This window comes from Cryobacterium sp. TMT1-2-1 (assembly GCF_004403955.1).
GTDB classification, from domain to species: domain Bacteria; phylum Actinomycetota; class Actinomycetes; order Actinomycetales; family Microbacteriaceae; genus Cryobacterium; species Cryobacterium psychrotolerans.
This window is the reverse complement of the sequence record NZ_SOHC01000029.1, coordinates 24,211-37,308: the sequence shown is the minus strand read 5'-3', so window position 1 is coordinate 37,308 and position 13,098 is coordinate 24,211. Positions and strand designations below refer to the sequence as shown.

Below are 13,098 nucleotides of genomic sequence, written 5' to 3'. Positions count from 1 at the left end.
AACTGGGCGTGAAAGTGGGTACGGCTAATCGACGGCGATGAAGACGTTCTTGGTCTCGGTGAAGTGCAGGGGGGCATCCGGCCCGAGTTCCCGGCCGAGGCCGGACTGCTTGAACCCGCCGAACGGCGTGGAGTACCGCACCGAGGAATGTGAGTTGACCGAGAGGTTGCCGGCCTCGACGCCGCGGGAGACCCGGATGGCCCGGCCGACGTCCCTGGTCCAGATCGAGCCGGACAGCCCGTAGTCGGTGTCGTTGGCGAGCTGCACGGCATCGGCCTCGTCGTCGAAGGGCAGCACGGTCACGACCGGCCCGAAGATCTCGTCCGTCACCGTGCGGTCGGTGCGGGAGGCGGGGGTCAGCACGGTCGGCGCGAACCAGAACCCCGGGCCCTCCGGCGCGGTTCCGCGGAAGGCGACGGGCGCGCCCTCCGGCACGTACGACCGCACCGACGCGAGGTGCTTCGCGGAGACGAGCGGTCCCATTTCGGTGGCCTCGTCGCCGGGGTCGCCCACTCGCACGCCGGCGACGGCCGGCTCGAGCAGTTCCATGAACCGGTCGTAGGCGCTGCGCTCGACCAGGATGCGGCTCCGGGCGCAGCAATCCTGCCCGGCGTTCTCGAACACCGAGTACGGCGCCGTGGCGGCTGCCTTCTCCAGGTCGGCGTCGGCGAAGACGATGTTGGCGCTCTTGCCGCCGAGTTCGAGCGTGACCCGCTTCACCTGTGCGGCGCATCCGGCCATGATCTGCTTGCCGACGGCGGTCGACCCGGTGAACACGACCTTGCGCACGGCCGGGTGCGTGACGAAGCGCTCGCCCACCACGGAGCCCTTGCCCGGCAGCACCTGGAACAGTCCCTCCGGCAGGCCGGCCTCGAGGGCCAGTTCGCCCAGGCGGATGCTGGAGAGCGGCGTCCACTCGGCGGGCTTCAGCAGCACGGCGTTGCCGGCCGCGAGCGCCGGGGCGAAACCCCAGGCCGCGATCGTCATCGGGAAGTTCCACGGGGTGATGATTCCGACCACGCCGAGCGGCTCGTGGAAGGTCACGTCGAGGCCGCCGGCGACGGGGATCTGCTGTCCGAACATGCGCTCGGGGGCGGCCGAGTAGTAGGTGAGCACATCGCGCACGTGGCCGGCTTCCCAGCGCGCCTGCGTGATCGGGTGGCCGGAGTTCTGCACCTCGATCCGGGCGAGGTTTTCGCGGTCTCCGTCGACGGCCTCGGCGAATCGGCGCAGCAGGGCGGCCTTGTCGGCGGGGGAGACGCCCGCCCAGGCCCGCTGGGCGAGCTGTGCCCGCGCGATGGCCTCGTCGGTCGCGTCCCGATCGAGATGATCGACCAGGGCGACCTCGGTCTCGTCGGCCGGGTTGATCACGGTGTAGCTGCTCATGCGTGTGCCTTCCGATCGTGCTCGTATTCTCGTGCCGCGTCGACGAGGCCGGCGAAGAGGCGGATGTCCTCCGCGGTCTGCTCCGGATGCCACTGCACGGCCACCCCGAACGGCACCGACCCGAACTCCACCGCCTGCACGACCCCGTCGGCGGTGCGGGCGGTCACGACGAGACCGTCGGCCACGCGGTCGATCGACTGGTGATGGTAGACCGGGACCTGGAGCGGACCGGCCTGCGCGCCCAGCACCCCGTGCAGCCGGGACTCCGGTTCGACCTCCACGTCGACGACGTTGAAGATGCCCCCGCCGGCCTGGTACCTGGTGTCGCCCACCACGTCGGGCAGGTGCTGGTGCAGGGTGCCGCCGAGGGCGATGTTCAGCATTTGGGCGCCGCGGCAGATGCCCAGGAATGGGAGCCCGCGCGCCAGCGCCTGGCGGAGGAGTTCGTCCTCCCAGGCGTCGCGGTCGGGCCGGGGCTCGTCGGTGGCCGGATGCGCGTCCTGGCCGTAGCGGGCAGGGTCGACGTCTTTGCCGCCGGTGATGATCAACCCGTCGAGCGCGTCGAGCACCCGCGCGGCGATGACGGGGCTGACCGGCTGCGGCGGCAGGAGCACGGCGATGCCGCCCGCCCTGGTCACCGCCTCGAAGTAGGACTGCGGCAGGAACGCGGCGCGCACATCCCAGACGCCGGTCTGCGACTGCTCGAGGTAGGTGGTCAGGCCGATCACCGGGGGACGGGCATCCGGGGTGCTGCCCGGCTCGGCGGCCGGCTCAGAGGCGTTCAAAGCCCCGCACCCGTTCCCAGTCGGTCACGGCCGAGTCGTAGGCCGCGATTTCGATCTGCGCGTAGTTGAGGTAGTGGTCGACGACCTCGTTGCCGAACGCCTCCCGGGCGAAGGCGGACCGGGCGAACAGCGCGGCCGACTCGCGCAGCGTCGCCGGGACCCGCGGCACGTCGCTGGTGTACGCGTTGCCCTCGAAGAGGTCCTCGAGTTCGAGTTCGTTCTCGATGCCGTACAGCCCGGCCGCGATGAGCGCGCTGACGGCGAGGTACTGGTTCACGTCGCCGCCGGGAACCCGGTTCTCCACTCGCATCCCGTGACCCTGGCCCACAACGCGCAGCGCGCAGGTGCGGTTGTCGAGGCCCCAGGCGAGCGCGGTCGGGGCGAAGCTGCCCGGCACGTAGCGCTTGTAGGAGTTGATGTTGGGGGCGGAGAACAGGGTGAGTTCACGCATCACGGCGAGTTGGCCGGCCAGGAAGTGACGGAACATCTTCGACATGCCGTGCGGGGCATCCTTGTCGGCGAAGACGGCCGAGCCGTCGGTGCCGCGCAGGCTGATGTGGATGTGGCAGCTGTTGCCCTCCTTCTCGTCGAACTTCGCCATGAAGGTGATGCTCTTGCCGTGCGCGTCGGCGATCTCTTTGGCGCCGTTCTTGTAGACCGAGTGGTTGTCGCAGGTGTCGAGCGCCGGCGCGTACCGGAAGCCGATCTCCTGCTGGCCCAGGTTGCATTCGCCCTTGACCCCTTCGCAGTACATTCCGGCGCCGTCCATGCCCACCCGGATGTCGCGCAGGAGCGGCTCCATCCGGGTGCCGGCCAGCAGCGCGTAGTCGATGTTGTAGTCGCTCGAATTGCGCATGCCCCGGTAACCCTTCGCCCAGGCATCCCGGTAGCCGTCGTCGAAGACGATGAACTCGAGTTCGGTCGCGACGAGGGCCTCGAGTCCGTGCTCGGCCAGGCGGGCGAGCTGGTTCTTGAGAATCTGCCGAGGGGAGGCGACCACCGGGTTCTCGTCCAGCCAGTGCAGGTCGGCCGTTACCAGGGCGGTCCCGGGCAGCCAGGGCGCCCGTCGGAGCGTGGCCAGGTCGGGAATCATGGCCATGTCGCCGTAGCCGCGCGACCAGCTCGACATCGCATAGCCCTCGACGGTGTTCATGTCCACGTCGACCGCGAGCAGGTAGTTGCAGCATTCGGCGCCGTGCGAGGCGGCGTCTTCGAGGAACAGCCTCGCCGACAGGCGCTTGCCGATTAGGCGCCCCTGCATGTCCGTGAACGCCACGATGACCGTGTCGATTTCTCCGGCGCCGACGGCTGCGGTCAGCTCTTCGAGCGTCAGGTTTCCAGAACGGTGGGTCATGAACGTCTCCTCATTGAGGCTTCGAATCGTGCGCTTTCCGACCATTAGACCACAGATCAACTCGGGAAGCGCGGGTCAATTCGATGACGACGATCGAAAATAAAGTTTGCAAAGGTATGTACACGCCACCATTGCGGTCCTATAGTCATGCCAAGTTAACTCACAGCGTTGCGGCAGCGACCTTTCGGTGCGCGCAACCAGAGCGCAAAGGAAAACAGGATGTCCAAAGACACCTTGAACGTCTCGGGCGTGACATACACCACCGCTGACGATGGGTATTTCGAGAAGCGCAAGCTGACCAGGTCTGCCGGCATCTGGGGGCTCTGGGGGCTCGCCGTGGCGGCGGTCATCTCCGGCGACTTCTCCGGCTGGAACTTCGGCATCGACTTCGCCGGCTTCGGCGGGATGCTCATCGCCTTCGCCCTGCTCGTCGTCATGTACTACGGCATGATCTTCAGCATCGGCGAGATGGCCTCGGCAATGCCGCACACCGGCGGCGCGTATTCCTTCGCCCGGGCGGCGATGGGGCCGTGGGGCGGATTCGTCACCGGGCTGGCCGAGACGATCGAGTATGTCGCCACCACCGCGGTGATCGTCTACTTCTCGGCCGCGTACGCCGGGAGCATCACCGCTGAACTGCTCGACTTCACGCTCCCCTCCTGGGTGTGGTGGATCATCCTCTACGCCGTCTTCATCGCGCTGAACTCGGCCGGAGCGGCCATCTCGTTCACCTTCGCGATCGTCGTGTCGATCATCTCCATCGCGATCCTGCTGGTGTTCTCGGTCATGGCGGCCTTCTCCGGCCTGTTCAGCTGGGACAACCTGTTCAACATCGTTCCCGACGCCGGCCAGACCGAATTCCTGCCGCACGGCTGGATCCCGATCCTCTTCGCCCTTCCCTACGCCATGTGGTTCTTCCTCGGCATCGAGGAACTGCCGCTGGCCGCGGAGGAATCACACAACCCCGTGCGCGACATTCCCCGCGCCGGCCTCATCGCCCGCACCACGCTGATCATCACCGGCCTGCTGGTGCTGTTCCTCAACACGGGAATCGTCGGCGCCGACAAGATCGCAACGGCCGGCGAGCCGCTCCTCGACGGCTTCCGCGCCATGGTCGGCGACGAGCTCGCGGCGGTCCTGTCGCTGTTCGCGCTGGTCGGCCTGCTGGCCTCCCTCCAGGGGATCATGTTCGCCTACGGGCGCAACATGTACTCGCTGTCCCGGGCCGGCTACTACCCGAAGTTCCTCTCCCTGACCGGCAAGCGGCAGACGCCCGCCGTCGCGCTCCTGGTCGGCGCGGTCATCGGCTTCATCGCCCTGGTGCTCGTCGACGCGCTCGGCGGCACCGGCGGGGTCGCAGGCGCGATCGTGCTGAACATCGCGATCTGGGGAGCCGTGATCGCGTACGTGCTGCAGATGGTCTCCTTCCTCATCCTGCGCCGGAAGTACCCGAACGCGAACCGGCCCTACCGCAGCCCGTGGGGCGTCCCGGGGGCGGCAATCGCCGGCATCCTCTCGCTGGCGATCTTCTTCGGCTTCTTCATCAACGAGCCGGCCCGGCCGGCCATCGTGGCCATCGCGGCGGTCTATGTGGTCATGCTGTTGATCTTCGCGTTCTACGGCCGGAAGCGCCTGGTGCTCTCCCCGGAGGAGGAATACGCGGTGTCCGGCGGCCTGCACGGCGACCCGCAGAAGGAGGGCTACGGCGGCACCGTCGAGGACGACCTCCTTTCCCTCGACGGGCGCGACGAGACCAAGAAGTAACGCGGCTCGCTTCCTCCCCTCGCCGAACTGTGAGTTTGGCACCTTCCCGGGCCCCACGAAGGTGCCAAACTCACAGTTCGGCGGGGGGTGTCGCGCTAGTCTCGGGGCGTGGCCATCCGGGAACGACGTCGCGAAGGCAGCGACAACCATCGTGACGCACTCGAGGCCCTTGACCGCGCGATCGAGGATCTCGACTGGACCGTGCCGCCTCCCGGCACGCGGGCCCACGGTTTCACGGCACCGAGCGGCATGCTGGCCTCGATCTCGCTGGGCGATCCCGCGCATCCCCGGGCCGTGCTCCTGCCGGGGGCGACCGGATCGAAGGAAGACTTCGTGCTGTTGCTGCCGCTGCTGCAGGACGCCGGGTACTTCGTGCAGAGCTACGACCTGGCCGGCCAGTACCAGTCAGCGGCGGCCGGGCCGGGGGAGAACGGAGCGTACGATTACGCCCTGTTTGTGGCCGATCTCATCGCGTTCCTCGAGGCGGGGCCCACCCCGGCGCACGTGCTCGGCTACTCCTTCGCCGGGATCGTCGCCGAGCTCGCCCTCGCCGAGCGGCCGGAACTGTTCGCGACCCTCACCCTGCTCGGCGCCCCGCCCGAGCCCGGCCAGGCCTTCCGCGGCGTGCGCTGGATCGGCAGGCTCAGCCACGTGCTCTCGGCACACCGGATCGCGTCGCTCATCATCTGGGGCATCGTCACGAACAAGAACAAGGTTCGGGCCGGCCGGCTGGCCCTGGTTCGGATGCGATTCCAGTACACCAGCCGGCGGAGCCTCGACGACATCGTCGCTTTGATGAAACACGTGCCCGACGTGCGCGCGGTGCTCGCCACGGCCGGGATCCCGATCCTGATCGCCGTCGGCGACAATGACCTGTGGCGCCATGACCTGCACCGCGGCCTCGCCGACCGGATCGGGGCGGAGATCCGGGTGTACCGCACCGGCCACAGCCCCTGCGAGACCACGCCGCACCAACTGGCTCACGACATGCTGGAGCTCTACGCCCGGGGCGCCACCCGGTAGTGCCTGGCTTTCTGCAGGCGCCGGCGCCTGGCGATCCTGCGCCTCACCGGCGAATCCTCCGGCCAATGCAGCCGGAGCGTGCGGATGGCCCAGGTCAGCCGGCGTTTGAGCCCGCTCCAGGAGTCGAAGGGCCGGGCGGAGATGCCGACCCGCAGGGTGCGATCGTAGGCGACGGTCACGGCCGGATCGAGGTGGATGCTGAAGTCCAGGTCGTCGTGCACGTCGCTGCGATCGCGGTGCACGACGCCTCGCGTGTCGAGCCACACCTGGCGGCGCATCGCGAAGTTCGAGCCGAATATCGGGGGATGGGTGAGCCAGAGCCCGATCGACCAGAAGTAGCCGCCGATGTAGGCGTTCTTGCCGAGGGCCCTGACGAGCGCGCTGCTGCCATAGAAATCGCCGGGACCCGTGAGGACGTCGACCTCCGGCGCGGTGTCCAGGCGGCCCTCGATCCGCAGCAGCCAGTCGGCGGGGGGAATCGAATCGGCGTCGAGACGGGCGATCACGTCGCCGGTGGCCGCGTCATACCCTGCCGCAGCGGCCGGCCAGATGCCGCGCATCGGTTCGTGGACGACCCGTGCCCCGGCCGCGCGGGCGACCAGGGCCGTGGCATCCGTGCTCGCATTGTCGACGACGACGATCTCGTCAGCCGGGCGAAGCTGTGCGGCCAGGGCGACCAGGCAGGTGTTCAGGAACACCGCGTCGTTGTACGAGGGGATCACGACCGAGATGGTGCCCATGCTTGTCTCCTCCCCGCGGCCACGGGGCCTCTGGCCGATCCTACGCTTGCCCGGGACTAGCTGACGCGGCAGTGCGTGGTGAGGAAACCGATCTTGTCGATCGACACCGTCACGGTCGAGCCGTCCTGAAGGAATACCTGCGGCTTGCGGCTGTACCCCGCGCCGCCGGGGCTTCCGGTGGAGATCAGGGTTCCCGGCAGCAGGGTCGACGTGGTGGAGAGATACGCGATGATCTCGGCCACCGTGCGCACCATGTCGCCGCTGGAGGCGTCCTGAAGCACGCGCCCGCCCAGATGGGTCGTCAGCCACAGGTCCTGCGGGTCGGAAATCTCGTCGGCGGTGACGACGACGGGGCCGGTGGGGGTGAAGCCGTCGAAGGACTTGCACCGGGACCACTGCGCCTCGGAGAACTGCAGGTCCCTGGCCGTGATGTCGTTGACGACGGTGTAGCCGAACACGTAGTCGAGGGCGTCGTGAACCGACACGTTTCGCGCCGGGCGGCCGATGATCACACCGAGTTCGGCTTCGTAGTCGACCTGGCCGGTGAGGTCGCCCGGCCAGGTGATGGTCGACTCGTGCCCGGTGAGGGAGTTCGGCCAGAGCGAGAACACCGTCGCGGCGGTCTCGGAGCGCAGCTTGAGCTCGTCGGAGTGGGCGGCGTAGTTGGCGCCGATCGCGATGATCTGCGGCGGGCGCAGCACGGCGGAGGAGTGGCGGAGCCCGTCGAGCGGGGTGAGGCTCGCTCCGTGGGAGGCCGCGTTGAGGCTGAGCGCGCGCACCCGGTCGAACTCCTGCTCACCCTTTTCGATCATGTCCTGCAGGTCGCGCGGGGCGTCGTCCATGATCTCGTCGAGGAACAAAGCGGCGTCCCCGAACACCACCGCCAGCCGAGGTGTGGACTGGCCTTCGACTCTGAGGTGCGCAAACTTCACCTGTCTAGGCTATCGGCACCGGGGAGGCGTTCGGTTGTGGGGCGTAGCCAAGAGCCCCGCCGGATCGTTGGAGGACATCGACGGGCGCGCCGGCCGCGCGCCACAGGTGCATCCCGGCGTAGCTGCGCCAGGGTGCCCAGCCGGCCCCGCGGACCGCCAGCGCCCTGGCCTCGCCCGGCAGCCCGAGCCGTGCGGCGCCCTGGCGGAGCGCCAGGTCGCTGGTGAGCAGGATGTCCGGGCTGCCGAGCACGCGCATCGCCACATACCCGGCCGTCCACGGTCCGATCCCGGCCAGGGCGGTCAGCCGGGACTCCAGGTCTTCGCGGGTTTCCCCAACGTCGAGCGCCAGCTCGCCCGTGCTGAGCGCCTCGGCGACGCGGATGATCGTGTTGATGCGTGCGGCCGGGCCCCGCAGCACGGAACGTCCGTCGGCGGCGATGCGCTCGGCCGTGGGGAACAGGCGCCGCGGCCCGTGCTCCTCGCCCGGGAGCCCGCCGCCCGGGTGCTCGTCGCCGAGCGCGGCCGCCAGGCGGGTGAGCGCCGTGCGGGCCGCGGCCACCGAGACCTGCTGCCCGATCAACGCGCGAAACAGCGTTTCCTCGGGATCCATGCTTCCGGGCACCCGGATGCCGGGGAGCGCCGCGACCGAGGACGCGAGCGCGGGATCGGCGGCGAGGGCCAGGTCGATCGCCGCGGCGTCCGCGTCCAGGTCGAGCAGGCGGCGAACCCGGCTGACGAGCGGGGCCAGGTCGGTGAGGTTCGTCAGCTTCGCGGTGCAGAGGATCGCGGGGGCCGCGTTCGTTCCGGCGAGGGACAGCGCGATTGTCGCGACGCCGTGGGGCAGCCGGAGCGTGCGCGCGTAGCCGGTGCCGGTGGCCTGTTCGACGTCGGCGATGGCGCGCGTGCCGAGGAAGGCGAGCACGCCGGCCCCGTCGAAGGGCGCCCGGGCCGGAAGCTGCAGGGTGATGCCGGTCGCCAGCGCGGCCGCGGCATCCGTTCGCTCGTCGTGGGACCGGCGGGCCGAGCCGGTGGCCCGCAGTTCGGAGGGGGTGCGCTCATAGACGGCGGCGATCGTGTCGTTGAACTGGCGCACGCTGCCGAAGCCGGCCGCGAACGCGACCTCGGCGATCGAGAGCCCCGTGTTGATCAACAGCACCCGGGCCGTCTGGGCGCGGTGCGCGCGGGCCAGGGCGAGCGGCCCTGCCCCGACCTCGGCGACGAGCACGCGGGTCAGGTGCCTCGGGGTGTAGCCGAGGCGCGCCGCGAGGCCCGGCACGCCGTCGCGTTCGACCGCGCCGTCGGCGATCAGGCGCATGGCCCGTGCGGCGAGGTCGTCACGGATGTTCCAGACCGGCGATCCGGGGACGGCGTCAGGCAGGCACCGCTTGCAGGCGCGCAGCCCCGCCTCGTGGGCCGCGGCGGCGGTGAGGTAGAACGACACATTCGCAGGTTTGGGCGTGGCGGCCGGGCAACTGGGCCGGCAGTAGATGCCGGTCGAGTGCACGCCGGTGATGAACTGGCCGTCGAAGCGGGCGTCGCGGCTCGACATGGCCCGGTACCGCTCGTCGAAGGCCGGGTCGACCGGGCCCGGCCGTGTGGTTCGGTCTCTGCTCACCAACCCAGCCTGTCACGTCCCGGCGGCCTCCGGTAGCGGAAATCGGACATCGCCGGCACGCTATCCTGAGCCCCATGACCACACTCGCCCGGCTGCAGGCCGAACTCGGCTCGATCGTCAGCACGGACCCGACCGACCTGGCGGCGGTGCGCGAGGACAAGTCGGGCTGGGTTGCCGCGGGGATTCCGCTGGCCGTGGTGCGTGCGACGACCACGGAGCAGGTCCAGGCGACATTGCGCATCGCCAGCGAGACCGGCACGCCCGTCGTCACGCGCGGCGCCGGCACCGGGCTGGCCGGGGGAGCGTGCGGCACGGACGGCTCGATCGTGCTCAGCGTGGCCGGCATGAACCGGATCCTCGAGATCCGGCCGGAGGACGAACTCGCCGTGGTCGAACCGGGCGTGATCAACCAGGACCTGAACGACGCGCTCGCCGCCTACGGGCTGTGGTTCGCGCCCGACCCGGCCAGCAAGGCGATCTGCTCGATCGGCGGCAACATCGCCACGAACGCGGGCGGTCTGCTCTGCGTGAAGTACGGGGTCACCCGGGAGGCCGTGCTCGCACTGACCGTCGTGCTCGCCGACGGCCGGCTGCTGAAGACCGGCCACCGCACCGTCAAGGGCGTCACCGGGTACGACCTCACCGCGCTGCTCACCGGCTCGGAGGGCACGCTCGGCGTCATCGTCGAAGCCACCGTGCGGGTGCGGGCAATCACCCCGGGCGAGGTCGTCACTCTCGGCGCCGTGTTCCCGGATGTCGCATCCGCGGCCGCCGCATCCGCCGCCGTCATCGCCGCCCGGGTTCGCCCGGCCGTGATGGAGCTCATCGACCCGGTCGCCCTGGCGATGATCGCGGACTACCTCGGCCCGGACGGTTCCGCCGGGCTCCCCATCGAGGGAGGAGCGTTCCTGCTGCTGCAGACCGACGGGCCGGCCGCGCTCGCCGAAGCCGACCAGGCCGCCGCCGTGCTGCGGAGCTCCGGCGGCCAGGTGCGCCAGTCGACGGACCCCGCCTCGGGCGAGCGGCTGCTGGCGATCCGGCGCTCCGCGCACCCGGCGCTCGCCGCCTACGGCGAGGTCCTGATCGAGGACGTGTCGGTGCCGCGCTCGCGGATGGCCGAGATGTTCGAGCGGATCGCCGAGATCAGCGCCCGCACGGGCGTGCCCATTCCGACGGTCGCCCATGCCGGGGACGGCAACCTGCACCCGAACTTCGTGATTCCGATCGACCCGCTGCGGCGGATCGGGGATCCGATGGTGCCGGACCACATCTGGGCCGCGGCCGACGAGCTGTTCCGCGCCGCGCTCGCGCTTGGCGGCACGCTCACCGGCGAGCACGGCGTGGGCGTGCTCAAACGCCGCTGGCTGGCCGAGGAGATCGGCGACACGAGCCTCGAGCTGCAGCGACGGATCAAGGCGGTGTTCGACCCGCTGGGCATCCTGGGTCCGGACACGATGTTCGGCGGCTGACGGCCGGGCGCCCGAGCCGGAGCTGCTGCGTCAGAATAGAGGCATGACCTTCGACCAGTCGCCCGTGCAGCCGAGCCCCGAGCCCGTGCAGCCGGTGTGGACCCCGCCGAAAGCGCCGTCCCGGGCCGGGACGCTCGCCCTGGCCGTCACCGGAATCACCCTGGCCGCGCTCGCCCTCCTGCTCGTCTTCGTCTACCTCGCGAGCTTCCTCGGCACGTCCGGCCTGCTCGTCTCGCTCCTGCTCGCGCTGATCCCGCTGACCGCGGTGCTGTTCGCGGTGCGCTGGATCGACCGGTGGGATCCGGAGCCTCGCCCGGCGCTCTGGTTCGCGTTCCTCTGGGGAGCAGGCGTCTCCGTCGTCACGGCGCTCATCTTCGACCTGGGCGTGCAGCTGACGATCCGGGCCAGCGGGGGCGAACTGGTCGGCAACGACCTGGTCACCGGCGTCGTCCAGGCTCCGATCGTGGAGGAGGCGGCGAAGGGATTCGGCGTGCTGCTGATCTTCTGGGCCATCCGCAGGCACTTCGACGGCCCGGTCGACGGCATCGTCTACGCCGCGACGATCGCCGCTGGCTTCGCGTTCTCGGAGAACATCCAGTACTTCGGCACGGCCATGGCCGACGGCGGGCCGGGAGTCCTGGGCGTGACGTTCCTGCTGCGCGGCGTGTTCTCGCCGTTCGCGCACGTCATGTTCACCGCCTGCACCGGCCTGGCCCTGGGGATCGCGGCCCGGCGCACCGGCGCGTTCGGCGCCATCGGCTACTTCGTGATCGGTCTGATCCCGGCCGTGCTGCTGCATGCCCTGTGGAATGGCGCCTCTTTGGTCTTCGTCGGCGACTCGGCGCTGCTGCGGTACTACGTCTTCGTGCAGGTGCCGCTGTTCATCGGCGCGATCCTCGTCGTCAACCTGATGCGCCGGCAGGAGAGGCAGGTCACCCAGGCGCGGCTGAACGAGTACTCCGCGGCCGGCTGGTTCACGCCGGAGGAGGTCGCAATGCTCGCCACCGCGGCGGGACGTCGCCAGGCCCTGGCCTGGGCGACCGCGCAGCCGCCCGGCCGGCAGGCCGCGATGCGCGGGTTCATCACGGATGCCACCCGCCTGGCCTTCGCCCGGGAGCGGATGCTCAACGCGGGGGCGGGCGCCAGGCCCGCCGACCGCTCCGGCGAAGCCCGCCTGCTGGCCTCGCTGCGGGCCAACCGCGCCGTCGTGATTGGCACGCCCCCGGCGGCTCGTCGCGACTAGCACGTCGGCGCCGAGGCGCAAAAAAACTCGCCGCCCGGTGGTGTGGCACTGCCGACGACTCTCCCGGTGCGGCGAGTTTGTCTGGTTACAGCCTGCACCCGGCGACCCCGTTCGCGCAAGGAGGAATTCTCCGGTGTGCGATCCGGCCCGGAATCCGGTTGGATGGTGCAATGACTGATTTGAACTCAAAGCCCGAACTCGACGCCCCGGAGGGCCCCGCGCCCGAACAGCTCGAGATTGTTGACATCGTCGTCGGGGAAGGCGCAGAGGCCACGCCCGGCGCCACCGTCGACGTCCACTACCTGGGCGTCGAGTACGACTCCGGTGACGAATTCGACTCCTCCTGGAACCGCGGGCAGTCGATCAACTTCCCGCTCGGCTCGCTCATTGCCGGCTGGCAGCAGGGAATCCCCGGGATGAAGGTCGGCGGACGCCGCAAGCTCGTCGTCCCGCCGCAGCTGGCCTACGGCCCCGCCGGCGGAGGCCACCGCCTGTCCGGCCAGACGCTGATCTTCGTGATCGACCTGCTCGGTGTGAGCTAAGACTCGATCCGCACGTGCTTCACACGTGAGGTGTGGCCCCGGATGATGCGCACCGCGCTCCGGGCCACACCGAAGTGTGCGGCGAGCAATCGGACGAGCGCGTCGTTCGCGGCCCCGTCGACCGCCCGCTGCTGCAGGAACACCGTCAGCGACGCGTCGTCGGAATCCTCCGTCACGACCAGCGGCCCTTTGCGGCTGCCCGGCTTCACGCGTACCGTGAGATTCACCGCTGGGGTCACGTACGG

At 69.9% G+C, this 13,098-nt stretch carries 12 protein-coding genes; 5 read left to right on the top strand and 7 right to left on the bottom strand.

The features are described 5' to 3' along the window. Positions 1–24 precede the first annotated feature (24 nt). From E3T33_RS05160 to E3T33_RS05150, 3 genes are read right to left on the bottom strand one after another with little or no spacing between them, the layout of a single operon-like run. Positions 25–1,386, bottom strand: coding sequence for an aldehyde dehydrogenase family protein (locus tag E3T33_RS05160; protein WP_092325270.1), 1,362 nt, complete (start codon positions 1,384–1,386; stop codon positions 25–27). After that, positions 1,383–2,171, bottom strand: a complete 789-nt coding sequence (locus E3T33_RS05155) for a gamma-glutamyl-gamma-aminobutyrate hydrolase family protein (RefSeq protein ID WP_198417102.1) — start codon at positions 2,169–2,171, stop codon at positions 1,383–1,385. Before E3T33_RS05155 ends, E3T33_RS05160 begins: the two co-directional genes overlap by 4 nt. Next, positions 2,158–3,525, bottom strand: coding sequence for a glutamine synthetase family protein (locus E3T33_RS05150; RefSeq protein WP_092325283.1), 1,368 nt, complete (start codon positions 3,523–3,525; stop codon positions 2,158–2,160). The genes E3T33_RS05155 and E3T33_RS05150 overlap by 14 nt, the downstream gene beginning before the upstream one ends. A gap of 219 nt (positions 3,526–3,744) precedes the next feature. Here E3T33_RS05150 and E3T33_RS05145 point away from each other — a divergent pair, with 219 nt between their 5' ends. Both E3T33_RS05145 and E3T33_RS05140 read left to right on the top strand, forming a co-directional pair. After that, complete coding sequence (locus tag E3T33_RS05145) at positions 3,745–5,289, top strand: amino acid permease (protein WP_092325274.1); 1,545 nt, start codon at positions 3,745–3,747, stop codon at positions 5,287–5,289. 108 nt (positions 5,290–5,397) lie between these two features. Continuing rightward, positions 5,398–6,312 carry an alpha/beta hydrolase gene (locus tag E3T33_RS05140; protein ID WP_241982829.1) on the top strand — a complete coding sequence of 305 codons (915 nt, stop codon included), beginning with the start codon at positions 5,398–5,400 and terminating at the stop codon, positions 6,310–6,312. On the opposite strand, the gene E3T33_RS05135 is transcribed toward E3T33_RS05140, so the two are convergent. Genes E3T33_RS05135 through E3T33_RS05125 form a run of 3 tightly spaced genes read right to left on the bottom strand, consistent with a single transcriptional unit; the run spans position 6,288 to position 9,599 of the window. After that, positions 6,288–7,052: a glycosyltransferase family A protein gene (locus E3T33_RS05135; RefSeq protein WP_134574905.1), complete on the bottom strand. Its 765-nt coding sequence runs from the start codon at positions 7,050–7,052 to the stop codon at positions 6,288–6,290. The genes E3T33_RS05140 and E3T33_RS05135 overlap by 25 nt on opposite strands. A gap of 56 nt (positions 7,053–7,108) precedes the next feature. Continuing rightward, the gene (locus E3T33_RS05130) at positions 7,109–7,984 is read right to left on the bottom strand and encodes a fumarylacetoacetate hydrolase family protein (protein WP_241982828.1); all 876 of its coding nucleotides are present in this window, start codon (positions 7,982–7,984) and stop codon (positions 7,109–7,111) included. 4 nt (positions 7,985–7,988) lie between these two features. Beyond that, positions 7,989–9,599 (bottom strand): AlkA N-terminal domain-containing protein, encoded by a 1,611-nt coding sequence (locus E3T33_RS05125; RefSeq protein ID WP_256332742.1) that lies wholly within the window; start codon positions 9,597–9,599, stop codon positions 7,989–7,991. A gap of 74 nt (positions 9,600–9,673) precedes the next feature. Here E3T33_RS05125 and E3T33_RS05120 point away from each other — a divergent pair, with 74 nt between their 5' ends. From E3T33_RS05120 to E3T33_RS05110, 3 genes are all read left to right on the top strand, one after another. After that, on the top strand, positions 9,674–11,068 hold the full coding sequence (locus tag E3T33_RS05120; protein WP_092323858.1) for an FAD-linked oxidase C-terminal domain-containing protein: 1,395 nt from the start codon (positions 9,674–9,676) through the stop codon (positions 11,066–11,068). A gap of 43 nt (positions 11,069–11,111) precedes the next feature. Beyond that, a complete protein-coding gene (locus tag E3T33_RS05115) occupies positions 11,112–12,311 on the top strand; it encodes a PrsW family intramembrane metalloprotease (RefSeq protein WP_092323860.1) in 1,200 nt (399 codons plus the stop codon). A 170-nt stretch (positions 12,312–12,481) separates the two neighbouring features. Further along, positions 12,482–12,853 (top strand): FKBP-type peptidyl-prolyl cis-trans isomerase, encoded by a 372-nt coding sequence (locus E3T33_RS05110; RefSeq protein ID WP_092323862.1) that lies wholly within the window; start codon positions 12,482–12,484, stop codon positions 12,851–12,853. Here E3T33_RS05110 and E3T33_RS05105 read toward each other — a convergent pair. Next, the gene (locus E3T33_RS05105) at positions 12,850–13,092 is read right to left on the bottom strand and encodes a DUF167 domain-containing protein (RefSeq protein WP_241982827.1); all 243 of its coding nucleotides are present in this window, start codon (positions 13,090–13,092) and stop codon (positions 12,850–12,852) included. The genes E3T33_RS05110 and E3T33_RS05105 overlap by 4 nt on opposite strands. Between the last annotated feature and the right edge of the window lie 6 nt (positions 13,093–13,098).